General features: G+C 64.8%; 20 protein-coding genes and 1 pseudogene. 13 read left to right on the top strand and 8 right to left on the bottom strand.

From position 1 onward, the window contains the following. Positions 1-129: 129 nt before the first annotated feature. Positions 130-1077, top strand: a complete 948-nt coding sequence (locus tag FB481_RS06820) for an AraC family transcriptional regulator (protein WP_093500142.1) — start codon at positions 130-132, stop codon at positions 1075-1077. A 93-nt stretch (positions 1078-1170) separates the two neighbouring features. Here FB481_RS06820 and FB481_RS06815 read toward each other — a convergent pair whose 3' ends face one another. The 5 genes from FB481_RS06815 to FB481_RS06795 form a co-directional block, all read right to left on the bottom strand. After that, entirely contained in the window at positions 1171-1944 is a 774-nt protein-coding gene (locus FB481_RS06815) for a type IV pili methyl-accepting chemotaxis transducer N-terminal domain-containing protein (RefSeq protein WP_093500144.1), read from the bottom strand. A gap of 362 nt (positions 1945-2306) precedes the next feature. Then, a complete protein-coding gene (locus FB481_RS06810; protein WP_147175628.1) occupies positions 2307-3065 on the bottom strand; it encodes a TerC family protein in 759 nt (252 codons plus the stop codon). A 263-nt stretch (positions 3066-3328) separates the two neighbouring features. Next, positions 3329-3709, bottom strand: a complete 381-nt coding sequence (gene nirD / locus FB481_RS06805; protein ID WP_147175627.1) for a nitrite reductase small subunit NirD — start codon at positions 3707-3709, stop codon at positions 3329-3331. Next, positions 3709-6267 (bottom strand): nitrite reductase large subunit NirB, encoded by a 2559-nt coding sequence (nirB, locus tag FB481_RS06800; protein ID WP_147175626.1) that lies wholly within the window; start codon positions 6265-6267, stop codon positions 3709-3711. The genes nirD and nirB overlap by 1 nt, the downstream gene beginning before the upstream one ends. Before the next feature lie 594 nt (positions 6268-6861). After that, entirely contained in the window at positions 6862-7749 is an 888-nt protein-coding gene (locus FB481_RS06795) for a PA4780 family RIO1-like protein kinase (protein WP_093500150.1), read from the bottom strand. Between the two features lie 172 nt (positions 7750-7921). Between FB481_RS06795 and ada the strand changes: the two genes are divergently transcribed. Continuing rightward, positions 7922-8965 (top strand): bifunctional DNA-binding transcriptional regulator/O6-methylguanine-DNA methyltransferase Ada, encoded by a 1044-nt coding sequence (ada, locus tag FB481_RS06790; RefSeq protein ID WP_147175625.1) that lies wholly within the window; start codon positions 7922-7924, stop codon positions 8963-8965. A gap of 67 nt (positions 8966-9032) precedes the next feature. Here the strand turns inward: ada and FB481_RS06785 are convergent, their stop codons facing one another. Next, a complete protein-coding gene (locus tag FB481_RS06785) occupies positions 9033-10310 on the bottom strand; it encodes an acetyl-CoA C-acetyltransferase (RefSeq protein WP_093500153.1) in 1278 nt (425 codons plus the stop codon). A gap of 147 nt (positions 10311-10457) precedes the next feature. Here FB481_RS06785 and FB481_RS06780 point away from each other — a divergent pair, with 147 nt between their 5' ends. Then, positions 10458-11813: a 3-oxoacyl-ACP reductase gene (locus FB481_RS06780; RefSeq protein ID WP_147175624.1), complete on the top strand. Its 1356-nt coding sequence runs from the start codon at positions 10458-10460 to the stop codon at positions 11811-11813. Here the strand turns inward: FB481_RS06780 and FB481_RS06775 are convergent. After that, a pseudogene (locus FB481_RS06775) lies at positions 11814-12143 on the bottom strand (helix-turn-helix domain-containing protein); the annotation flags it as partial. Between the two features lie 277 nt (positions 12144-12420). Here FB481_RS06775 and FB481_RS06770 point away from each other — a divergent pair. The 5 genes from FB481_RS06770 to FB481_RS06750 all read left to right on the top strand — a co-directional run bounded on the left by FB481_RS06770 (position 12421) and on the right by FB481_RS06750 (position 15792). After that, on the top strand, positions 12421-13272 hold the full coding sequence (locus FB481_RS06770; RefSeq protein ID WP_093500158.1) for a MaoC family dehydratase: 852 nt from the start codon (positions 12421-12423) through the stop codon (positions 13270-13272). 229 nt (positions 13273-13501) lie between these two features. Beyond that, complete coding sequence (locus FB481_RS06765) at positions 13502-13804, top strand: MazG-like family protein (RefSeq protein WP_093500160.1); 303 nt, start codon at positions 13502-13504, stop codon at positions 13802-13804. Further along, entirely contained in the window at positions 13804-14553 is a 750-nt protein-coding gene (locus FB481_RS06760) for a methyltransferase domain-containing protein (RefSeq protein WP_147175622.1), read from the top strand. The genes FB481_RS06765 and FB481_RS06760 overlap by 1 nt, the downstream gene beginning before the upstream one ends. 25 nt (positions 14554-14578) lie before the next feature. Then, a complete protein-coding gene (locus tag FB481_RS06755; RefSeq protein ID WP_147175621.1) occupies positions 14579-15196 on the top strand; it encodes a DUF4136 domain-containing protein in 618 nt (205 codons plus the stop codon). A gap of 32 nt (positions 15197-15228) precedes the next feature. Then, positions 15229-15792 (top strand): DUF4136 domain-containing protein, encoded by a 564-nt coding sequence (locus FB481_RS06750; protein WP_147175620.1) that lies wholly within the window; start codon positions 15229-15231, stop codon positions 15790-15792. Between the two features lie 12 nt (positions 15793-15804). Here FB481_RS06750 and FB481_RS06745 read toward each other — a convergent pair whose 3' ends face one another. Further along, a complete protein-coding gene (locus FB481_RS06745; RefSeq protein ID WP_147175619.1) occupies positions 15805-16740 on the bottom strand; it encodes an SdiA-regulated domain-containing protein in 936 nt (311 codons plus the stop codon). 265 nt (positions 16741-17005) lie between these two features. Here FB481_RS06745 and FB481_RS06740 point away from each other — a divergent pair, with 265 nt between their 5' ends. The 5 genes from FB481_RS06740 (at position 17006) to FB481_RS06720 (ending at position 24809) form a co-directional block, all read left to right on the top strand. After that, the gene (locus FB481_RS06740) at positions 17006-19264 is read left to right on the top strand and encodes an ATP-binding protein (RefSeq protein ID WP_147175618.1); all 2259 of its coding nucleotides are present in this window, start codon (positions 17006-17008) and stop codon (positions 19262-19264) included. A gap of 16 nt (positions 19265-19280) precedes the next feature. Then, positions 19281-19766: a response regulator gene (locus FB481_RS06735; protein ID WP_147175617.1), complete on the top strand. Its 486-nt coding sequence runs from the start codon at positions 19281-19283 to the stop codon at positions 19764-19766. Positions 19767-19826: 60 nt separating this feature from the next. Continuing rightward, positions 19827-22214: a response regulator gene (locus FB481_RS06730; protein ID WP_093500173.1), complete on the top strand. Its 2388-nt coding sequence runs from the start codon at positions 19827-19829 to the stop codon at positions 22212-22214. Between the two features lie 71 nt (positions 22215-22285). Then, positions 22286-24415, top strand: coding sequence for a PAS domain-containing sensor histidine kinase (locus FB481_RS06725; protein WP_147175616.1), 2130 nt, complete (start codon positions 22286-22288; stop codon positions 24413-24415). Between the two features lie 100 nt (positions 24416-24515). Further along, entirely contained in the window at positions 24516-24809 is a 294-nt protein-coding gene (locus FB481_RS06720; RefSeq protein ID WP_093500177.1) for a hypothetical protein, read from the top strand. Positions 24810-24958: the final 149 nt, after the last annotated feature.

The raw sequence follows: 24958 nt of genomic DNA, 5'->3' as shown, positions 1-24958 counted from the left end.
CAGCGTGCCTAGCCGCACTGCCGCGGCGCACAACAATAAATCGCTCGATCACAATGACTGACGGTCGAAGATCGGTCGCAGTAAGATGTCAAAGTGTGTCAACCGCCACCCTTAGGATGCACCCTCCCGATGCAACGCTGGACGCCCTACCTGGATACGCAATTCTGCTTCGAGCAGCCCGCCGCCCTGGCCAAGGCGGGCGTGTTCGACGCCAGCACACCGCGGGTGATGGGCAGCGCCATCGGGCATTACCGTGCCCGCACCGTGCGCCCGCATCTGCAGTACTTCGATTGCGACCTGCAGTTTCCCGAGCCGCTGCGCATCGACAAGGTGCTGCCGGGCAGCCTGTGCATCGTCCAGGTGCTCGACGGCGGATGGGAGCATCGTGTCGACGGTCACTTACACCGCTACACGCCCGGTATGCCGCACATGCTCGGCGTCAGCGAAACCATGGAGGCCATCGACCAGTTGCCGGCCGGCAGCCACGCGCGCATGGCCGGCTTGCGCATCGCCGGCGACTATCTGCATGAGCTGGCTGAAGAAGACCCCGACCTGCAACCGCTGCTCGGCCTGCTCGACGACGGCATCCGCTTCAGCGAGCTGCAGCACTGCAAGGCCCTGGGCGGTTTGCTGCAGCGCCTGTATCAGTCGCCGTATCACGGCACCCTGGAGCGCCTGCATCAGGAGAGCCTGAGCCTGGCGGTGCTGGTGGAACTGGCCGCGCACTTCAAGGGCCGTGCGAGCAGCGCGCCGCAACCGGTGCGTGGCCAGCGCGACCTGGCCTTCGAGGCACGCCGCCTGCTCGACGCCAGCCTGGAACAACCGCCGGGCAGCCAGGCGCTGGCTCAGCAACTGGGGGTGGGTGAAACCACCCTGCGCCGCGCGTTTGGCCAGGTGTTCGGGCAATCGATGCTGCAGTATGTGCGCCAGCAGCGCATGGAGCTGGCTCGCACGCTGCTGCGCCAGCGCAAATGGCAGGTAGCGCAGATCGCCTATCGCCTGGGCTACAACAGCCCCGCGAACTTCAGCCATGCCTATCGGGCGCACTTTGGCCATCCGCCGGGGGCGGAGCACTAGAAGAAATAAGATGGCTGCTTTCAAAGACCTGCGTACAGAGACTTAAAGACTAGGAAGGTGGCTCGCCCCGCAGTGGCGGGGCGAGCCAGGCGATCAGAGCTGGTCGCCCTTAAGTCCGGCATACAGGCGGGTCATTTCGTTGAGCTGGCGGAACATCGACTCGGCGTTGACGGCCACGATGGTCGGCACGAACTCCTTGGATGCAAAGGCCTTGGTCGCGAACTGCCAGCGCGCGTCGGTCTTGCGCAGGGCGGCGGCGATTTCATCGTTGGGCGCGCCAGCGGCCTGCAGCTCCTTCATGATGGCGTCGAATTCCTTCACCGAAGCGTCGAAGTTGGCATCCAGATTCGGTGCCTGCACGCCCCAGGCGCGGGCCATGTAGAACATCGCGGTGCGCTGGGTCAGCACACGGTTCCAGCCACTGCGGTTGATCGAGTGGGAAGCAGCGTCGCCATTGTGCTTCTCGAACAGATCGGTGACGTGCTGGGTCTGCTTGACCAGCTCCTCGGCCTTGGCCAGCACGGCTGGCGCCTGGGCCTTGTCCGGCTTGGCAGTGACCATGGCGCGGTAGGCCGTCCAGATCACCTCGACCTGGGCCAGGCCGGCCTGCACTTCGCTGTTGGTCGGATGGGCCTTGAGCTTGGCGTGGTGATCCTCGAACAGCGCGACGCTGGTGTTGAGCTGCTTGGTGGCGTCGTCGACCTTCACGTCGGAGCCGATCATCATGTAGTCCTTGGCCATGATCTGCCCAAGGCTTCGCTGCAGGCCGGCCATGTTCATGGCCTCCAGTGGTGCCATTTCCGCCCAGCTGGCGAGACTGACAAGGCCAAGGCTCAGTACCAGGGCCTGCATACAACGTTTGATCAACTCTCGCTCCTCACGCGCAACGGCGCTATCGGCTAATAGGGGCGCGGCGGGCAGCCTGGGCTGCCAGCTTTTCGACGCCAACAATAGGACGGATTCTAATTCATAGACCCGCGCCTGACCTGCCGCGACAGGCCAAACGACGACCAGGCCGCTTAGCAGAGTGGAGATTGGTGACGGCGGTCACACTCCACCGCACCGGCCCCTGCAATCGCAGAGCCACACCGATGCAATAGCCAAGCCTGACGAAAAAGATAGCACAGCGCCACCACCTGAAAACCGAACGGTCATGGCAGTGAACTGAGTGGAAGGGAAATAGCGGATGTCGCCTCGTGCGCCTGTAAAACAGGCGCACGAGGTTCGCATCAGGAAGGCGTTTTACTTTGCGCGGCGGCCTTGCGCTTGGCACGGCGCGACAGCATGTTCAGACCTTCGATGACCGCCGAGAAGGCCATCGCCGCATACAGGTAGCCTTTCGGCACATGGGCGCCAAAACCTTCGGCGATCAGGGTCATGCCGATCATGATCAGGAAACCCAGCGCCAGCATCACCACGGTCGGGTTGTTGTTGATGAAGCGCGCCAGCGGATCGGCGGCCAGCAGCATCACGGTGACGGCGGCGATCACGGCGACCACCATGATCGGCACGTGGGGCGTCATGCCAACGGCAGTGATGATGCTATCTACCGAGAACACCAGGTCGAGCAACAGGATCTGCACGATCACCGCGCCAAAGCCAACCGTGGCGGCGCGACCGACGAACATGTCGCCTTCCGGCTCCGGGTCCATGGCGTGGTGGATTTCCTTGGTAGCCTTCCAGAGCAGGAACAGGCCACCGGCGATCAGGATGATGTCCTTCCAAGAGAACGCTTGGTCAAACAACTCGATCACCGGGTCGACCAGTTTGACGATCCACGCCACGGTGCCCAGCAGGGCAAGGCGCAGGATCAGCGCGGCGCCTATGCCGAGGCGGCGCGCCTTGGCACGCTGATGCTCGGGCAGCTTGTTGGTGAGGATGGAGATGAAAATCAGGTTGTCGATGCCCAGTACCACTTCCATGACCACCAGAGTGGCCAAAGCGACCCAGGCAGCGGGGTCGCTCGTCAATTGCAGGATATAGTCCACGATCACGCACTTTATGGCTGAACAGAAGGCGCATTCTGTGCTTTTGTCAGACCGACCAATATGACAATTTGCGACAAGTTATTTCGCACGCGGTACCAGGCTCAATCCCGCTGATAACGGGCGCTGGAGACAAACAGGCCAGTCGCTAGAGCGCGGCGAAAACGGCTCTATGACAGCGAACTAGAGAACGGTCATCGACTCGCATCGCTCCTTCTGCAGGCTCACGTATCGCCATCACTTAGGCAAACGAGCCGCGTGCCGCACTAGCCTGCGTGACCAATTTCCACGGTGTCGCCATTCAAACGCACCGGCCACACGCGCAGGCGCTGCTCCGGGTACTCCAGGCAGGTGCCGTCACGCAGGCGGAAGTGCTGCTTGTAGAGCGGCGAGGCGATCACTAGATCGCCCTTGATCTGGCCGATCAGGCCGCGGCCGATCACGTTGGCGCCGGATTTCGGGTCGCGGTTCTCCACGGCGAACAGCTGCTCGCCGGCTTCGCTGTGGGGTAGATGGAACAGGGCGATCTGCGCCCCGTCGAGCCAGGCCACCACACCCGAGTTGGCCACTAGGTCGGCGCTGCGGCACAGCGGTTGCCATTGGGTGGCGGGAAGCGATTGGGCACGCACGGCGTTGGGCTGGCTCATCAGAGCACCTCCTCGGTAACGGGAATCAGGTGGAGTTCGCTGGCGGTAATCGGTCGACGCTGACCGCGCTCTTTGACGAAATGGATGTCCGGATCGGCGCGCCGGTCGTTGACGAAGGTGCGGAAGCGCTTGAGCTTCTCCGGGTCCTTGAGGGCGCCCGCCCATTCGCATTCGTAGCGGTCGACCACCAGTTGCATCTGCGCCTCCAGCTCAGCGGCCAGGTTGAGGCTGTCGTCGAGGATCACCGCCTTGAGGTAATCCAGTCCGCCCTCCAGCGACTCGCGCCATACCGAGGTGCGCTGCAGCTTGTCGGCAGTGCGGATGTAGAACATCAGCACGCGGTCGATGGTGCGGATCAGCGCCTCGTCGTCCAGGTCGGTGGCGAACAGCTCGGCATGCCGCGGGCGCATGCCGCCGTTGCCGCACACGTAGAGGTTCCAGCCTTTGTCGGTGGCGATCACGCCGATGTCCTTGCTCTGCGCTTCGGCGCACTCGCGGGTGCAGCCGCTGACCGCGAACTTGATCTTGTGCGGCGCGCGCAGGCCCTTGTAGCGGTCCTCCAGGCGCAGCGCCATGCCGACGCTGTCCTGTACGCCGTAGCGGCACCAGGTGCTGCCCACGCAGGACTTCACGGTGCGCAGCGACTTGCCGTAGGCGTGGCCGGTTTCGAAGCCGGCGGCGATCAATTCGCCCCAGATGTCCGGCAACTCATGCAATTGCGCGCCGAACAGGTCGATGCGCTGTCCGCCGGTGATCTTGGTGTAGAGGTCGTATTTCTTCGCCACGGCGCCGATGGCCAGCAGGCCGTCCGGGGTGATCTCGCCGCCGGGAATGCGCGGCACCACCGAATAGGTACCGTTCTTCTGCATGTTGGCCATGAAGGTGTCGTTGGTGTCCTGCAGCGGAATCAGCGCCGGGTCGGTGATCGGCTGGTTCCAGCACGAGGCGAGGATCGAGCCCACCGCCGGCTTGCAGATGTCGCAGCCGGTGTGGCCGCGGCCATGCTTGGCCAGCAGTTCATCGAAACTGAGCACGCCCTCCACGCGGACGATGGCGTACAGCTCCTGGCGGGTGTGGGCGAAGTGCTCGCAGAGGCTCTTGTCGACCGCCACGCCGCGGGCGCTCAGCTCGTGCTCGAAGACCTGCTTGAGCAGCGCGCTGCAGCCGCCGCAACCGCTGCCAGCCTTGGTGATGGCTTTGAGCTCGCCGAGGTCGGTGATGCCCGCGTCGACCTGGCAGCACACCGCACCCTTGCTGACGTTGTGGCAGGAGCAGATGGTCGCGGTATCCGGCAACGCATCGGCGCCCAGGGTCGGCGCACCGTCGGACAACGGCAGGATCAGGCTCGACGGATCGGCCGGCAGCTTGATGCCGTTCTGAGCGTACTGCAGCAGGGTGTCGTAATAGCTGTTGTCGCCGACCAGCACCGCGCCGATGACCCGCTGGCCATCCGCCGAGACCACCAGGCGGCGGTAGCTGGCGTTGGCTTCGTCGATGTAGCGGTAGCTCCTGGCGCCCGGCGTGGCCCCGTGGGCATCGCCGATGGAGCCGACATCGACGCCCAGCAGCTTGAGCTTGGTCGACATATCGGCGCCGGTGAACAGTTCATGGGGCTCACCGGCCAGTTGCGCGGCCACGGCGCGAGCCATGCTGTAGCCGGGCGCCACCAGGCCGAATACCGTGCCGTTCCAGGACGCGCATTCGCCGATGGCATGGATCGCCGGGTCACTGGTGCGGCAGTCGTTATCGACCACCACGCCGCCCCGCGGGGCGATGTCCAGGCCGGCGGCGCGGCCCAGGGCGTCCTGGGGGCGAATGCCGGCGGAGAACACGATCAGGTCGGTTTCCAGGTACTCACCGTCATTGAAATTCATACGGTAGGCGTATTCCTCACCGATGACGATTTCCTGGGTGGCGCGTGACAGATGCACGCCCACGCCCAACGCCTCGATACGCGCCCGCAGTGCGTCGCCACCGTCAACATCCAGCTGTACCGGCATCAGGCGTGGCGCGAACTCCACCACATGAGCTTCCAGGCCAAGGGATTTCAGCGCATTGGCCGCCTCCAGGCCGAGCAAGCCGCCGCCGACCACCACACCGCGGCGCGCGCCCGCAGCGGCGGCGCGGATGCCGTCGAGATCGTCCAGGGTGCGGTAGACCAGGCGCGAGTTACCTTCGGCACCGGGGATCGGCGGCACGAACGGATAGGACCCGGTGGCCAGCACCAGACGGTCGTAGCCACGACGCCCCTGGCTGGTGACCACTTCGCGCTTCTGCCGGTCGATCTCCAGCACCGGCTCACCAAGGTGCAGATGCACGCCGTTGCGGGCATAGAGATCGGCCTCGCCGAGGGCAAGGGCTTCGGCGTCCTTGCCGGAGAAGTATTCGGACAGGTGTACGCGGTCATAGGCGCGCTGCAGCTCTTCGCCGTAGACGTGCACCTGATAACGGTGCAGCGCGCCACTGGCGATCAACTGCTCGATACAGTGGTGGCCGACCATGCCGTTGCCGATGACGATCAGGGTCTCGCGCTTGATCGATGTGACGATGGAATTCATAGCCTGCCCTCTGTCTGCTGCGCTAACACGGTTTTCTGCAACGCAAAAAAAAGACGCCTGGAGCTGTTGTCAGCTTCAGGCGTCTTTGCCTTGGATTCGGTGATGTGGGGTGAGCGTCAGGTCATGGCCTGCTCACAGGCCCCATTGTTGATGGGTGCACAAGGTCGATAGCAGGTTGCATGCCAGGACTTCTCGAATGTCCGAAGGGACAGTAGGGACGGGGCTTTCAGCCCTTTGATGAGAGGAAATGCCGGCGACCGTCACGAACCAATATGAGGCGACCGACGCCGAAGCTCACCATTTCAGAGCAGGCAGAGCGCGCCTCACTACGCTCGGCCATTGCCCATGAACTCGGGAGCAAGTCCGGATCGGCGCTGGAGGCGTCTCGCCAGGCCTATGGTCACTTCAAGGCAATAGCGGCCGTTCGCGTAACGCGTAGGAGGGGCTTTAGCCCCGAGCTTTTTATCAAGGCAAACAACGAGCTCGCGGCTAAAGCCGCTCCTACAAAAGTGTTCCGCTCACCGGCAGCTTCCTCCACCTAGAAGCCAAAGCCGCAGAATGCCGGCTAGGCGCCAGGTAACAGCATGTCGCCTGTCAACGCTCCCACGGTGGTGGCGGTTCGCGATCCTTGGGCTCGTCTTCGGCATTCAGCGCAGCCTGGCGGCGTGCTTCATCGGCCAGGGCGGCCTTGATCTCGCGCATCACCGCGTCGACGTCAGCTTCGTCTTCCGAGTCCTTGAATTCACCAGTAAGCACGCTTTGTGGCGTCAGCTTGCCTTCTTCATAGAGCGCCCACATTTCCTTGGCGTACTTGCTGTACTTGAGCTCCGGGGCAAACTGGCCGAAGTAGGCCGCCATGTTGCCGACGTCACGCTCGAGCATCTTGAAGGCGTGGTTGTTGCCCGCCGCATCCACCGCCTGGGGCAGGTCGATAATCACCGGGCCCTCCGGGCCAAGCAGCACGTTGAATTCCGACAGGTCGCCGTGCACCAGACCGGCACACAGCATCTTGACGATTTCTTCGATCATGAAGGCGTGAAATTCGCGGGCGTCCTCGGGGTGCAGGTCGACATCATTGAGGCGCGGCGCCACGTCGCCCTCGCCATCGGTGACCAGCTCCATCAGCAGCACGCCATCGAGGAAGTCGTAGGGCTTGGGCACCCGCACGCCGGCATTGGCCAGACGAAACAGGGCCGCCACCTCGGCGTTCTGCCAGTTCTCCTCCTGGTTCTTGCGCCCGTGCTTGGAGCCCTTGGCCATGGCCCGGGCATCGCGGCTGTTGCGTACCTTGCGGCCCTCCTGATACTCGGCGGCCTGGCGGAACCCGCGCTTGTTGGCCTCCTTGTAGACCTTGGCACAACGCAACTCGGAACCGCAACGCACCACGTAGACCGCTGCTTCCTTGCCGCTCATCAAAGGGCGAATCACCTCGTCCACCAGGCCGTCCTCGACCAGGGGCTCAATGCGTTTTGGCGTCTTCATCAGCTTTTATTGGGGTCCTCGGTGGGCTATGCGGCCCTTTTATACGGCAATCCTGGGGCAGCGCCCAGCCCATGGGGAAAATGCGCCGGACGATCGGCTTTGAAAGCGCGATTGGCACTGGCGCCCACGCCGGCGGATACCGACAATCCAGATACCGTTACAGGAGATCGACATGTCCGAAGAACGCCGTTGGCAAGCCGTGTGCGAGCGCGACGCCGCCCAGGATGGTCAATTCGTCTTCGCCGTGCGCTCGACCGGTATCTATTGCCGGCCCAGTTGCCCGGCGCGTCGACCACGCCGTGACAACGTCAGTTTCCATGACGGCCCGGCGCAGGCAGAAGCGGCGGGATACCGACCCTGCAAGCGCTGCACGCCCCAGGGTGCAAGCCCCGCCGAACAGCTCGACGAACTGGTAACGGCGGCCTGCCGTCTGCTCGACAAGGCCGACAAGCCGCTCACACTGGAAACGCTGGCGGCGCGCATCGGTTTGTCCGCCTCGCACCTGGCCCGCGCCTTCAAGGCGCGCACCGGCCTGACGCCCAGGGCCTGGGCCAGCGCCCGCCAGCGCGAACGCCTGGCCGCCAACCTGCCGGGCGCCCGATCGGTACTCGAAGCGGCGCTGGACACCGGCTACAGCAATACCCGCAGCCTTTATGAGCAAACCGACGGCGTAGCCCTGGCAAGGCGGCGCCAGGGCTCGAAGGGCGAGATGCTTCGCGTGGCCGTGGTGCCCTGCCCGCTCGGCCATCTGCTATTGGCCAGCAGCGACAAAGGGCTGTGCGCCCTGCTGTTCGGCGATGCGACGGATACGCTGGAAGCCGAGCTGCGCCAACGTTTCCCGGCGGCCAGCCTGCAAGCCGATGACGGGCAACTGCAAGATTGGTTAAACGAGGTACTGCAGCAACTGCACGAGCCAGAGCGCGCCGCCAAGCTGCCGCTGGATCTGCGCGGCACGGCCTTCCAACAGCGCGTCTGGCAGGCCCTGCGCGCCATTCCCGTCGGGCAGACACGCACCTATGGGCAACTGGCTGCCGAACTCGCCAGCCACCCGCGAGCCGTCGCCCGCGCCTGTGCAAGCAACCCGCTGGGCCTGTTAGTGCCCTGCCACCGGGTGACCGCCGTCGATGGCAGCCTGGGCGGCTACCGCTGGGGCGTGGCACGCAAGGCGGCACTACTGCAGGCCGAAGCCGAAACAGACAAGACCAAGGCGCTGTAGCCTGGCGTTGAGCGCAGCGATACTCAGGGCTCCCCCGGGTGTCGCTTCGCTCGAGCCGGGCGAGAACTCAGCGTTCCAGAATCGCCGTCACGCCCTGCCCGCCCGCGGCGCAGATGGAAATCAGGCCGCGCCCCTCTCCCGCCACCGACAGCAACTTGGCCAGGTTGGCGACGATGCGCCCGCCGGTTGCGGCGAACGGGTGGCCGGCAGCCAGGGAGCTGCCTTTAACGTTGAGTTTGGCGCGGTCGATGCTGCCCAGCGGCTGCGCCAGGTTGAGACGTTCGCGGCAATAGTCGGCATCTTCCCAGGCCTTGAGCGTGCACAGCACCTGGGCGGCGAAGGCCTCGTGGATTTCGTAATAGTCGAAGTCCTGCAGGGTCAGTCCGTTGCGCGCCAGCAACCGGGGTACGGCGTACACTGGCGCCATCAGCAGTCCTTCTTGACCTTTGACGAAATCCACCGCTGCCGCCTCGCCGTCCCGCCAGTAGGCAAGAATCGGCAGGCCGCGGGCCTTGGCCCACTCCTCGCTGGCGAGCAGCACCAGTGAAGCCCCGTCGGTCAGGGGCGTGGAATTGGCGGCGGTCAGGGTACCGCGCTGGCCTTTCTCGAACACCGGTTTTAGGGTCGCCAGTTTGGCCAGGTCGATATCGGGGCGCAGGTTCTGGTCGCGGGTCAGGCCCAGGAACGGCGTCATCAGGTCGTCCTGCCAACCCTCGGCGTAGGCGGCGGCCAGCTTGCGATGGCTTTCCACGGCCAGCTGGTCCTGCTCGTCACGGGGGATGGCCCAGTGCTGCGCCATCAGCTCACAGTGCTGGCCCATGGAGAGCCCCGTGCGCGGTTCACCGTTGCGCGGCAGCGACGGCGCCAGATGCCGCGGGCGGACCTGCAACAGGGTCTTGAGCTTGTCGCCAGTGCTCTTGGCACGATTGGCCTGTAACAGGATCTTGCGCAGGCCTTCGTTGACGCCGATCGGCGCATCCGAGGTGGTATCCACGCCCCCGGCGATACCGCACTCGATCTGCCCGAGGGCGATCTTGTTGGCCACCAACAGGGCGGCCTCCAGGCCGGTGCCGCAGGCCTGCTGCAGATCGTAGGCGGGGGTTTCCGGCGCCAGGCGCGAGCCGAGTACGCATTCACGGGTCAGGTTGAAATCCCGCGAGTGCTTGAGCACGGCACCGGCCACCACCTCACCGAGACGCTCGCCGTGCAGGTTGTAGCGCTCGACCAGGCCTTCCAGGGCGCTGGTGAGCATGGCCTGGTTGCTGGCGGTGGCGTAGGCGCTGTTGGAGCGGGCGAAGGGAATACGGTTGCCACCAACGATGGCGACCCGGCGCGGCAGGCTCATGTGCGGCTCCTTGCAGTAATATTTTGCGGCATTTAGGGTGCCGTTTTACCGACACGGTCACCGGTCATTGGGCTGCTGTCGATGCATGAAACGAGTGATCGCGTACAGTGGTCAACCACTTTGAGTTGACCCTCTGGAGTCCGTTCCATGTCCGATCGCTACCTCAACTTCGCCAATACGCCGGCTGGCCGCCGCCTGGTCGGCGCGCTCGGGCTGCCGGCGCCGCTGCCTCTGGATCGTTGGGTAGCAGGTCGCAACCGACCTCTGGAAGGCGCCCTGCTGATCGGCGGCGAAGGCGACCTGGCCGCCGCGGTGGCAGGTTTCGCCAACCGCCTGACCGACGAGCTGTTCGCGCCCCGCGACGAACAGTTCGGCCTGCCGCGCTGGACCGCCGAACACGGCCCCAAACTCAAGGGGCTGGTGTTCGATGCCAGCAGCCTGCAGCGCTTCGAGGAACTCGACGCCCTGCGCCAGTTCTTCCAACCCGCCCTGAAGAATCTCGATCGCTGCCCTCACGTGGTGGTGCTCGGTCGCGCGCCAGAGACGCTGACCGACCCGCAGGCCTCGAGCGTGCAACGCGCACTGGAAGGCTTCACCCGCTCACTGGCCAAGGAGATCCGCCGCGGCGGCACCGTGCAACTGCTGCACGTCGACCCCGGCGCGGAAGGCCAACTCGAAGGCGCGCTGCGTTTTCTGCTGTCGCCCAAGAGCGCCTACATCTCGGCCCAGGTGCTGCGCCTGCAGCCCTGCGCCGGGCAGGTCAGTGACTGGACGCGCCCGCTGGCCGGCAAGACCGCCCTGGTCACCGGCGCCAGCCGCGGTATCGGCGCTGCCATCGCCGAAACCCTGGCCCGCGACGGCGCCACGGTGCTGCTGCTGGACGTGCCACCCGCCAAGGACGCCCTCGATGCCCTCGCCGCGCGCCTGGGTGGTCGCAGCCTCGCTCTGGACATCTGCGCCGAAGACGCACCGGCCCGGCTGGTCGAGGCGCTGCCCGATGGCGTCGATATCGTCGTGCACAACGCCGGCATCACCCGCGACAAGACCCTGGCGAAAATGAGCGAAGGCCTGTGGGAGTCGGTGATCGACGTCAACCTGCGTGCCCCGCAACAGCTCACCGCCGCCCTGCTGGAAGCCGGCACCCTGCGCGACGACGGCCGCGTGGTGCTGATCGCCTCGCTCAGCGGCATCGCCGGCAACGTCGGGCAGACCAACTACGCGACCAGCAAGGCCGGGCTGATCGGCCTGGCCCAGAGCTGGGCGCCAACCCTGGCGCAGCGCGGCATCAGCATCAATGCGGTGGCGCCGGGCTTTATCGAAACGAGCATGACGGCCGCCATTCCCTTCACCATCCGTGAGGCTGGGCGGCGCATGAATTCGATGAACCAGGGCGGCCTGCCCCAGGATGTCGCCGAAGCGGTGGCCTGGTTCGCGCAACCCGGTTCGGGCGCAGTCAGCGGCCAGGTGCTGCGGGTGTGCGGGCAGAGCCTGCTGGGCGCCTGATCATGAGCTTGCCGCACGCCCGCGACGCCGGAACTCCACCGGCGTCGCGCCGACCCAGCGCTTGAAGGCGCGGCAAAAGGTGCTGGGTTCGGAGAAGCCGGTTCGCTCGGCGATGCATTCGATTCGCTCGTCGGTGTCCGCCAGCAGGCGCTTGGCCAGGTTGCAGCGGCAATCGTTGAGCAGTTCATTGAAGCGCACATCGGCCTGGACCAGCCGTTCTCGCAGCCGGCGCACCGGCATACCCAGGCGAGCGGCGACCTGTTCGAGGGTTGCGCCCTCGCTCAGCAACTCCTCGATCAGCCGGCTGACCTCGCCGACCAGCTCGGGGCGCGCCTGATCAGCGCCCGCGGGAAGCGAAGTGCGCAGGCACAGGAAACTCGGCATCAGGGCTGGCAGAGGCGTGACGGCCCTGTGCTTGTCCAGATTGGGCATGCTGCATTCCTTGCATGGAGGGTGGCTGGGCCAATTTACCCACCAGCGTAGGCAGCTTTTGCCACTGATGCTTGGGTAACCGGCAATCGTTTGCGCACTTGGCACCAATAGTCGCTGGCTAATGTCCTAAATCTCGACGAGAGTACGCACAAACCACCTTGCAGCGGAGCGCACGATGGCAACCGAATGGCTCGATTTGCACACCCCTCCGGCATTGCCCGGCATGCTCCTACGCGCCGCGACCCGGCGTGGAATCACCGGCAAGGTTCTGCCGCACCGCGGGCTGCGCTGCCCGGTGAGCGTGGATGCCGGGCACCTGGCCCGCTACCGTCAGCTATGTGGCTTCACCGACGATGCCCGCCTGCCCGCCACCTATCCGCACATACTGGCCTTCACCCTGCAGATGAAACTGCTTACCGAGGCGGATTTTCCCTTCCCGCCCCTCGGCCTGGTGCACCTTGAAAACCGCATCCGCGTGGTGCGCCAGCTGGCTGGCCTGGGGCCCTTTACCCTGAGCGTGGAAGCCAGCAACCTGGCGCCCCACGACAAAGGCGCGGTGTTCAGCGTGATCACTCGCCTCGAGGATCAATTGGGCCTGCTCTGGGAGGGCGATAGCCGCATCCTGTGCCGCGGCGTCAAGCTCGACGGGCCGACCATCGGCCGCAGCGAACCACCGAGCCTGCCGATGGATGCGCTGGACAGCTGGCAGGCGCCGTCGGACATCGGCCGCCGCTATGCGCGAGTCTCGGGGGACTACAACCCTATTCATCTATCGACCCTGAGCGCCAAGCCGTTCGGCTTCCCCCACGCTATCGCCCACGGTTTGTGGAACAAGGCCCGCGCCCTGGCAGCGCTGCAGAGTCATCTGCCAGCCTCGGGCTACAGCGTCGAAGTGCGCTTCCAGAAGCCGGTTTTATTGCCAAGCACGCTGCGCATGCGTGCCAGCCTGCCAGCGGCGGAAGGCCAGTTCGACCTGCAGGGCAAGGACGATGCGCCACATTTGGCCGGCTACTGGCAGGTCATCTAGGCTCTGTACGAAAAGTACCTGCGCTCGGTGATGCTTCGTTAAAAATCGGCTGGAGTGCCAGCCCAGTCGGCCTGCTCATTTACAGCTCGTAAACTCCGCGTCCTCACCGATCTTTGCCTCGCCTTACCTTCGCTCGGAGACTTTTCGCACAGACCCAGGCTCTTGCGAGCCTTTGGACGGCGCTCGGCGCCCGTGAAAGAATATGCGGCCTCTGCCTCCGAGACGCCGCATGAACATCGCCGAACTCACCGCCCGCCTGCATGCCATTCGTGATCGCAACGACTGGCGCCAATTCCATGCCCCGAAGAACCTGGCCATGGCCGCCAGCGTGGAGATGGCCGAACTGGTGGAAATCTTCCAGTGGCTCAGCGAAGACCAGTCGCGCACGCTGCCGGCAGACAAGCTCGAGCATGCCGGCCAGGAAATCGGTGACGTGGTGCTCTACCTGCTGCTCCTGTGCAGCGAGCTGGGCCTGGACATGGATCAGGTGGTGCGCGCCAAGCTGGCCGACAGCGAACGGCGGTTCGCCTGATGAGCGACCGGCACTTCGATGAACTGGCGACCCGCTTCGCCGAGAAGATCTACGGCGGTGCCAAAGGTGCGATCCGCCTCGCGGTATTGCAGGCCGACCTCGCCGAAGCCTTGCCCGAACGCCCGCTGCGGGTACTCGATGTCGGTGCAGGCCTGGGCCATATGGCGCTGTGGCTGGCCGAACGCGGTCATCACGTCACCCTGGCCGAGCCCGCCGAACCCATGCTCGCAGGCGCCCGAGAGCGCTTCGCCCAGGCTGGCGTGGCCGCCACGTTCATCCACGCGCCCTGGCAGGATTTGCCCGGCCGTTTCGAGACGCCCTTCGACCTGGTCATCTGCCACGCGGTGCTCGAATGGCTGGCCGAGCCGGCCGCCATCCTCCCGGCCCTGCACGGCCTGACCGCCGCCGATGGCTGGCTGTCCCTGGCGTTCTACAACAAGGACGCGCTGATCTACCGCAACCTGCTCAAGGGCCACCTGCGCAAACTGCGCAAGGACGAATTCGCCGGTGAAAAGCAAAGCCTGACGCCCCAGCGCCCTCTCGACCCGCGGGAACTCGAATCGCAACTTGCCACCCGTTGGCAGGTCGAACACAGGAGCGGCGTACGGGTTTTCCACGACTATATGCCGCGGGATTTCCAGGCCAAGGCGCAGCTTGCCGACCTGCTGGAAATGGAGCTGGCGCACCGTCGCCACCCGGCCTTCGCCGGTCTCGGACGCTACCTGCACTGGATCTGCCGGCCACGCTGAACCCTGCTCTGCCAGGAGAGACGCCATGAAACGCTTTGCGCTGCTGCTGTTCACCACTGCCCTGGCCGCCTGCCAGAGCCACAACCCGTACACCACCGACTCGGTGCCCCTGCCCCCCGCGCCACCGGGCGCAGCCAACCATTTCGATCGCAGCGCCTACCCCGCCGCACCGCGCGACTACGCAGCCTACCGCAGCTGGGCCTGGCAACAGCGCCCGGCCGGCAGCGCCTGGGCCAGCGCCGACCTGGTGCAGGACGCCCTCAACAATGCCCTCGACCAGCGCGGCCTGCGCCCTGCACAGGGCAGCGCTGCCGCCGACCTCAAGGTACGCACCGACACCCGCCTGGAGCGCCGCGTTCGCCAGGTGGCCGACAGCTACGATCCTTACTACGGCGGCGGTTATGGCAGCTTCGGCAACCGTGGTTACTACGGCAACGGCGTCGGCGTGGGGGCCCGCGTACCGCTGACCCGCACCTATGAAGAGGAGGTCGTGGTGGTGCGCATCGATTTCTTCGACGGCCGCAGCGGCGAGCAGGTATGGAGCGGCCAGGCGGAGATGCGCAGCAGCGGCAGCCAGGCCGAACGTGCCGACGCCCTGCGCAAGGCTGTCAGTAACGCCCTCGGCGAGTACCCGCCGGCATGAGCCTATTTATCGATGGATTCAGGAGAAAACCGATGCGCCGCCTGCTTCTGCTACTGATGCCCATACTGCTGTTGCTCGGCGCCTGCCAGAGCCAGCAGATCAACCGCGACTTCGACGCCAGCCGCGATTTCGGCGCGTACCGCAGCTGGAGCTGGCAGGAGCCAGCGGTGCAGTACAAGCCCGACGACCCGCGCATTCGCAGCGACCTCACCGAACAGCGCCTTCGCAGCGCCGTGGCCGATCAGCTCGACCAGCGCGGCCTGCGCCCGGCGGCAGCGGGTGCCAAAGGCGATCTGCAGGTTCAGGTGTGGCTGGTCGTCGATGACCGCCAGCAACAGGTGAGCAGCGGCTTCGGCGGCGGTTTCGGTGGTTACTGGGGCCCGTATTGGGGCGGCCCGGCCTACAACGAAACCCGCACCATCGACTATAAGGTGGCGACCGTGCAGGTCGACCTGTTCGATGGCAAGGATGGCAAGCTGGTATGGCGAGGCAGCGATGAGCGCATCGTGCGTGACAGCTCGGGCAACCCCGCGCAGCGCGAGGCCGAGGTGCGCGAAACCGTCGCCCGGGTGCTCAGCCAGTACCCGCCGCGCTGATGCAAAAAGGCTTCAGCTGCGGTTGAAGCGATAGAACAGATTGGGCTCGCTGACGATATACAGGTTGCCGCGGTCATCGAAGGTCATGCCCTCGCCATGGGGTACGGCCTTGCCGAGACCGGCGAAATCGCTGTCCAGGGTGCGGTAGCCGATCAGTTTGCCGCTATTGCCATCGAGTTCCATGACCCGTTTCGACTCGTCGCTGAGCAGCACCAGATGCCCGGTGCGCTCGTCGAAGTGCGCGGCGGAGAGATCGGTGGCGAACACCGAATCACGAATCCACTCATCGTGGTCGATGATCTCCAGGTCGAAGTCGCCGTCGATACTGCGTTTCAGGCCACGTACTTCGTAGAGCTTCATCGGCGAATGCTCCTTGGCCACGAACAGCCGATCACCGGCCCGGTCATAAGCAATCCCTTCGAAGCCCTGATTGCCGTCGCGCCCAATGCCCAAGGTCAGCGAACGGTGGTCTTCGCGAAACAGCGCGCCAGCCTGCGTGGGCACCGGCACCACCACCAGCCGCTGCTCGCGCTCCTCGACGAACAACAACTGGCCGTCACCCAGGTAGGTCACATCCTCGACATCGCTGAAGCCGCTCAGCGGGTAACGCGCCGTCACCTCACCGTCCCGGCTCATGGCCAACAGCTCTGACGGGTTGTTGACCACTGCCCATAGCTGATCGCGCTGATCGTCGTAGGTGATGCCGGAGAGGTTGTCGTCGACGCCGGCAACCGGCCGGGCGTTGACCTGCACCTTATATTCGCGACCAGTCAGGCTGCCAGGCGCGGCCTGGGAGGCCGCCGGCGTGGTCAGCCAGTAATACAGCCGGTCATCCAGGTGCAGCGCATGCATCTGATAGCCTGCCAGCAGCAGGATCGACAACAGCGCCCAGACTCTAGGGCGTACAAGAGGCAGACGGGAGAAGGCCTGCTTGATGGCAGCTATCATGAAAATTCTCGGGTTTGGGGGAGCGCACTGAGCATGCCTGGATAATGTTGCAATCGCACGCTGAATCAGGCGGCATTCAGAGGCAAGCCTCTAGGCAAAGTTCCTCGCGACCTGCCGCCCGGCGGTTGGTGTGGAAGACGGTTTACCCGGCGCTAAAGTCCGTGCAGACTGCCGCAAGAATGTGCACAGACGAAAGCGCCCGCCATCGCAGACCATGGCACCCACGAGACCGCCGTCGATCGGTCTGGAACCGGAGGAGATCATCTTGGCGTCCAGTGATACCAGCATCGACTTGAGCACCGCGATCGCCAACTGCGCGAAGGAACCTATCCACATCCCGGGCAGCATCCAGCCGCAGGGCTTTCTGATGGTGTTCGACGAGCAGGCGCTCAAGGTGCTGCAAGTGAGCGAGAACGTCGCCGATTGGCTGGGTCTCGAGCCCGACCAGTTGCTGGGCATGCACCTGGACGAGCTGCTCGAAGACGGCGCTGTGCTGGCCGAGCGCCTCGCCCAACTGTCAGACGACGACACCACACCCTTTCATATTGGCGACGTTCGTTTTCGCGAAGGCCGCTGCCGCAGCGAGCTGACCGCCATGGTCGCGCATCGCTTCGATCAGGTGCTGATCGCCGAGTTCGAGCCCACCAGCAACGTGGTGACTGCCTACAACACCCTGTATCCAATGGTGCGCACCTTTATCGGCCACCTGCAGGGCGCCGATGACATCGACGAGCTGTGCCGCCTGTCGGTGGCCGAGGTCAAGCGGCTCACCGACTTTGGCCGGGTGAAGATCTACAGCTTCGATCCCGAAGGGAATGGCCTGGTGCTCGCCGAATGCCTCGACGAGGGTTACCCCAGCTACCTGGGCCTGAGCTTCCCGGCCTCGGACATCCCACCCCAGGCCCGTCAGCTGTACGTGGCCAACCGCATCCGGGTGATCGAGGACGCCAACTACCAGCCCTCGCCGCTGCGCCCCGCCTGTAACCCGCTGACCGGCAAGCCGCTGGATCTGAGCTACGCGACCCTGCGCAGCGTCTCGCCTGTACATCTGCAATACATGCGCAACATGCAAACCATCGCCTCGATGTCGATTTCCATCGTGGTCGAGGGTCAGCTGTGGGGGCTGATTTCCTGCCACCACGCCAGCGCCCGCCCGGTCGGCTTCCAGACCCGCACTGCCTGCGAGCTGCTGGGGCGCATGCTGTCGCTGCAGATCGAGGCGAAGATCGCCCACGCCCGCACCCAGCATCTGCTGCAGCTGCGCCGCCATATCGTGCAGATGCTCTCGTCGATGGCCGACCGCGACAGCGTCAGCGAAGGCCTGCTGGCCTTGCCCAATACCTTTCTCGAATTCGCCCAGGCCAGCGGCGCGGCGATCATCTCCTCCTCACACTGCGATCTTATCGGGCAGACCCCGCCGCGTGACCAGGTCAATGCCCTGGCGCAATGGCTAGGCGCCCGCTCGGGCGAGGATCTGTTCCATACCGACAACGTCGGTCGTGACATTCCCGAGCTGCCGGAGCTGGCCAACCATGTGGGTGGCCTGCTGGCGGTGGCCATCTCCGAATTGCACTCGAATTACCTGATCTGGTTCAGGCCGGAACAGAAGCGTGTGGTGGAATGGGCCGGAAAACCGGAGAAAACGGTCAGTGCCAGTGGCGCGCTCAGCCCGCGCAACAGTTTTGCGCGCTGGCAGGAGGAAATCAGCGGTTTCTCCACACCCTGGCACGCACAGGAGCCGCAAAGCGCCCTGGAGCTGCGCAACGCGGTGCTCGGCATCGTGCTGCGCAAGGCCGAGGAAATGGCCCAACTTGCCAGCGACCTGAAAAAGAGCAACAAGGAACTGGAGGCCTTCTCCTACAGTGTGTCTCATGACCTGCGCGCGCCACTGCGGCATATCGCCGGCTACGCGGAGCTGCTTAGTGATTTCGAGGGGACCAAGCTCTCAGAGCGCGGGGTTCGCTTTCTCGAGCACATCGCCGAATCGGCACGCTTCGCCGGCACCCTGGTGGACAACCTGCTGAGCTTCTCGCAGATGGGCCGCTCGGCGCTGCGTTTCACCGACGTGAATCTGCATGCGCTGGTCGAATCGATCCGCGAAGAAATGAAGCCCGACTACCAGAACCGCAACCTGGAATGGCACATCCAGCCGCTGCCACGGGTAGTGGCCGATGCCGCCTTCCTGCATCTGGCCCTGCGCAACCTGCTGGCCAACGCCATCAAGTACAGCCGCGAACGCGACCCGGCGATCATCGTGGTCGGCGCCGAGCAGAAGGACGAAGAAGTGGTCGTCTTTGTGCGTGACAACGGTGTGGGCTTCAATATGGAATACGTGGACAAGCTGTTCGGTGTGTTCCAGCGCCTGCACCGCATGGAGGAATTCGAGGGCACCGGCATCGGTCTGGCCAGCGTACGACGTATAATCGAGCGTCACGACGGGCGAGTCTGGGCCGAGGGCAAGATCGATCAGGGCGCCACCTTCTACTTCGCGTTACCCAAACGCCATCACCCCGTTCTTGCATAACGGGACGAGGACACGAATGCTCAAACCGATTCTGCTGGTCGAAGACAATCCGCACGACCTGGAGTTGACCCTGATCGCACTGGAGCGCAGCCAACTGGCCAATGACGTGATCGTCATGCGCGACGGTGCCGAAGCGCTAGACTACCTGTTCCGCCGCGGCGACCACGCCGACCGCCTGCCCGGCAACCCGGCGATCATGATGCTCGACCTCAAGCTGCCCAAGGTCGACGGCCTGGAAGTGCTCAAGGTGGTACGCGACTCGCCTGAGCTGCGCAGCATGCCGATCGTCATGCTCACCTCCTCGCGCGAAGGCCCGGACCTGCAGCGCGCCTATGAATTGAACGTGAACGCCTACGTGGTCAAACCGGTCGAATTCAAGGCTTTCGTCTCGGCCATTTCCGACTTGGGCGTGTTCTGGGCCGTACTCAACGAGCCGCCACCCGGTTCCATGCGCCTGCAGCGGCGCGCCAAGGACGACGAGCAGCAAGCCGATGGCAACTGATCACCTGTACCGCTTGCGTACCATCCAGTCCTAAAACAGACCGTAATCGACGACCTCTCCATGCCGCTTGTGCCTCTGAAACTGCTGTTCATCGAAGACAGCCCGCATGACGCGGAGCTGGCCCTGCTCGCACTGGAACGCAATGGTCTGGTTGTCGACTGCACCCTGGTCTATGACCATGAAGCCGCCGAGCGCGCACTTCAGAACGAGCGCTTCGACCTGATTCTTTCCGACTACCTGTTGCCAGGCTCGTCCGGCGCCCAGGCGCTGGAAGTGGCTCGCCGCCAGGCACCGCAAACACCATTCATCTTCCTCTCCGGCATGTTCGGCGAAGAACATGCCGTGGAAATGATGCGCCTGGGCGCCGTCGACTACGTGCTCAAACAGAACCTGCCGTTTCTGCCCAAGGCCATCGACCGCGCTATGGCCGAGGTCAACGAGCGCGAAGAACGGCGCCGGGTGGAAGACACCCTGCAGACCGTCGAAGCCCGCGCGCGGCTGGCCATCGGCGCGGCGCGCATGGGCATGTGGGATTACGTGCCGGCCACCGACACGCTGATCTGGGACGAACGCTGCCACGCCCTCTATGAGCTGGAGCCGGATGCCAACGTCAGCATGGAGCTGTTCCTCGGCCGTTGCCACGAGGACGACCGCGCCCAGTTGCGCCAGCGGGTCAACGAGGCGCTGGCCACCGACAGCGGCAATGAGTTCCAGGCCGAATTCCGCCTGCCCCTGAGCAATGGCAGCAAACGCTGGATTTCCGCGCGCGGCCAGGCGTTCTTCGACGATGGCCAGTGCACCCGTTTTCTCGGCGTGCTGCACGACATCACCGAGCAGAAGCAGGCAAACGAGGCCCTGCTGCGTCTCAATGATGTGCTCGGCGAGCGCGTCGAGAAACGTACCCGCGAGCGCGACCGTAACTGGGAACTGTCCCGTGACCTGCTCGCCGTGTTGCGTTTCGACATGCGCTCCAGCGCCCTGAACCCCGCCTGGGAACAAACTCTGGGCTGGACGCGCCAGCAACTCACCCAAGGCCCGCTGTGGGAACTGGTACATACCGACGACCAGCAGGACACCCAAGCGCACATCGAACGGGTGACCTCGGATAACGGCTCGGTGCGTTTCGTCAACCGCATGCGCCACGCCAACGGCGACTACCACTGGCTGTCGTGGATCGTGGTGCGCGATGACGACCTGCTGTACGCCACCGTGCGCGACATCACTCATGAGCGAGCGGTGGTCGAGGAACTGGCCGCCACCAACCAGCAACTGCGCGAGCAGATCGCCGAACGCGAGCGCGTTGAAGCGACCCTGCAGCAGATGCAGCGTCTTGAAGCAGTCGGCCAGCTCACCGCAGGCGTAGCCCACGACTTCAACAATCTGCTGACGGTGGTGCTGACCAGTACCAGCTTCCTGATCCGCGACCTGGAAAAGGGCAACCTGGACAAAGCCCGCGGCCGTCTGCAGAACATCACTGATGCCGGCGAGCGCGGCGCCAAGTTGACCGCTCAGCTACTGGCCTTCTCGCGGCGCCAGCGCCTGGTGCCGGAGGCCGTCAATCTTGGTGAAACTGTGCAGGGCATGCTCGAACTGCTGAAGAGCACCCTGGGTGGCAGCGTGCTGATCGAGACCGCCACCGAGCCGGACCTGTGGCACGCCCGGGTCGACCCGACGCAGATCGAGCTGATCATCCTCAACCTGGCGATCAACGCCCGCGACGCCATGGGCGTAGGCGGCACCCTGCGCCTGAGCACCAGTAACGAGGTGATCAGCGAAATGCCCAGGCGCCCGGAAGATCCGGAGCCCGGCGACTACGTGGTGCTGTCGGTGCAGGATTCCGGTAGCGGTATGAGCGAAGCGGTGCTGGCCAAGGCCTTCGAGCCGTTCTTCACCACCAAGGAGATCGGCAAGGGCTCGGGCCTCGGTCTGGCCCAGGTGTTCGGTTTCGCCAAGCAGTCCGGCGGCGGCGCACGCATTCTTACCAAAATGGGCGTGGGCACCACGGTCAAGGTCTACCTGCCGGGTTTGCGCAACGTGGTACAGCCCGAGGAGCAGGTGTCCAGCCAACCGCGGCCGGTCGCCGAGCCGGGAGACCAGCGCACCATCCTGCTGGTCGACGACGACCCGCGGGTTCGCGAAGTTACCGCCCTAACCCTTGATGCCCTGGGCTATCAGGTGCGCGAGGCGCACAGCGGCATGGATGCCTTGACCAAGCTTGATGACGACATCGACCTGCTGCTTGCCGACTTTGCCATGCCGGGCATGAACGGCGCCGAACTGGCCCAGGCGGTGCGACGCCGCTATCCAGAACTGCCGGTGGTGTTCGTCACCGGTTATGCCGAGATTGGCGGGCTGGATGCCGATGAAGCCTTTATCGTGCAGAAGCCTTATCGCAGTGACGAACTGGCGGAAAAACTGCAGCACGCCTTCGCCAACGGCAAACCCTGAACCCAGCTACGCCACGGCCTGCAAGCGGGTCGCCGCAGCGGCCCTCTCGCCAGGATAGGCTCCCCAGACCAATGTCCGCGACGCCCCCCCCACTCTCCCCATCCAGCCTGTTCGCCGGCCAGACCGGCGACACGGTCGAGCTCATCCGCCGCTTCGACTGGGCCGCCACCGCCCTCGGCCCCATCGCGCAGTGGCCGGATGTGCTGGTCAGCACCACGCAGCTGATCCTCTCCTCGCCGACACCTATCGTGCTGCTGTGTGGCGAGCACGGTGTGCTGATCTACAACGACGCCTACGCGGCATTCGCTGGCCAGCGCCACCCGGGAATCTTTGGCCTGCCGGCCGAAGAGGCCTGGCCGGAGATCGCCGAATGGAACCGCCATGTGATTGCCATGGGCCTGAGCGGTCGCTCTATGTGCCAGGAAAACCTCTACCTGCCGCTGCGCCGCCCCGGCCTGCAGGAAGATGCCTGGATGAACCTCTACTACAACCCGCTGCTCGATAACACCGGCCAATCCCACGGCATGATGTGCATCGTGGTGGAGACCACCCGCCAGGTGGTCGCCATCGAGCAGCGCACCCAGGCCGAGGCAGAGCTGCGCAGCGCCAAGGAGCGTATCGAACTGGCGCTCGACGCCGGCGCGGTGCTCGGCACTTGGGTGTGGGACATTCCGGATGACCGGGTCACGGGTGACGAACGCTTCGCCCGTGCCTTCGCCGCCGACCCGCAGCAGGCCGCCAGCGGTATGGCGCTGGATCAGGTGACCGCCGCCATCCACCCGGAAGATCGCCCCGGTGTGCGCGCGTCGATCGAACGTGCCATCGCCAACGGCGGCGCTTACCGCGCCGAGTACCGGGTAAGCCGGGCCGACGGCAGCTATCGCTGGATCGAGGCCAACGGCCGCTGCGAGCTGGCCGCCGACGGCACGCCACTGCGCTTTCCCGGTGTGCTGATGGACATCGACGAGCGCAAGCGCACCGAACTGGCGCTACGCCAACTGACCCAGACCCTCGAGGAACGGGTCAGCGAAGCCGTCCTGCAGCGCATCCAGGCCGAAGAGCAGCTGCGCCAGGCGCAGAAGATGGAAGCCATCGGCCAGCTCACCGGCGGCATCGCCCACGACTTCAACAATCTTCTGGCCGGCATCCTCGGCAGCCTGGAGCTGATCCAGCGCAAGCTTCCAGCCAATGATCACCCGCAGCTGGCCCGCTTTGTCGACGCCGCCATCGCCTCGGCCAACCGCGGCGCCTCGCTGACCCATCGCCTGCTGGCCTTCGCCCGGCGCCAGTCGCTGGACCTGCGCCCGGTGCAGGTCAACGCCTTGGTATGTGCCCTCGAAGACCTGCTGGTGCGCACCCTGGGCGAGCAGATCGCCCTGGAAATCCAGTTGTCCTACGACCTGTGGCCGACCCGCAGCGACAGCCACCAGCTGGAAAACGCGCTGATCAACCTGGCCATCAATGCCCGCGATGCCATGCCCGAAGGCGGCACGCTGCGCATCGAGACCCGCAACACTCAGCTTGGCGAAAGCGAGGCGCACAACTACCAGGTACCGCCCGGCGATTACCTGCTGCTGTCGGTCAGCGACACCGGCTGCGGCATGCCCGAGGAAATCATCCGTCACGCCTTCGAACCCTTCTTCACCACCAAGCCCGTTGGCCAGGGAACCGGCCTGGGCCTGTCGATGGTCTATGGCTTCGTCAAGCAGACTGGCGGCTACCTGCACCTGGAAAGCCAGGTCGGCCACGGCACCACCCTGGATCTCTATCTGCCGCGCCTACCCGAGGCACCTACCGCGCAGCAGGCCGATGCCCGACGTGACGCACCGCGCGGCACCGGCGAGCGCATCCTGGTGGTGGAAGACGATCAGGTGGTGCGCATGCTGATGATCGAAGTGCTCGAAGAACTCGGCTACCAGCTGATCCAGGCCAGTGACGCACAGAGTGCCCTGGGCCTCCTGGAGCAGCACGCACCACTCGACCTGCTGCTCACCGATGTCGGCCTGCCGGGCATGAACGGCCGCCAGCTCGCCGACGCCGCTCGGCAGCGCCAGCCGGGCCTCAAGGTGCTGTTCGCCACTGGCTACGCCGAGGGCGCCGAGCTGCGCGACGGCTACCTGGGTGACGGCATGGACATGATCGCCAAGCCATTCTCTTTCGACTCTCTGGCCGCCAAGCTCAAGGCCATGCTAGGCACGTGAATGGCGCCAGCCGCAGAATCCGGGAACTCCGCCTCACCGCAACGGCTCAATAGTCAGCACCCTGGCGCTTGACGCCTTGTCGTTACTCAGGAATCCCTGCATGCGCGTAGAAGGCTTTTTCGAATCACTGGGCGAGGCATTCGGCTCGTTCATCCGCTTTATCGTCGACGCTCTGAGCGGCGTATTCGGCGCGCTCGCCGGCGCGGTATCCAGCTTTATCGACGGCCTATCCGGCGCCCTCGGCGTTACCCCGTCGCTGCTCAGTATCGCCGTGCTGCTACTGGGGCTGATACTGCTGTACAGCGCGGTTCGCTCGTTCATGCGCGGCTCGGTGATCGGTGGGCTGATCTGGCTGCTGCTGGGTCTGTGGCTGCTCAGCGGGTTGATTCACTAAGAGCCTGTTCAAAGTCTTGCATGTGCATGAAACGGCAACTACAAGGCAGAAGCAGCCATCCGGCGATTCGTAGGAGGGGCTTCAGCCCCGAGCTTTTTATCAAGGCAAACAAAGAGCTCGCGGCTAAAGCCGCTCCCACAAAAGAGCAG

The organism is Pseudomonas sp. AG1028, from assembly GCF_007993955.1.
Lineage (GTDB): Bacteria > Pseudomonadota > Gammaproteobacteria > Pseudomonadales > Pseudomonadaceae > Aquipseudomonas > Aquipseudomonas straminea.
Note: the sequence above shows the minus strand (reverse complement) of the source record. Positions and strands in the feature narration are given on the sequence as shown.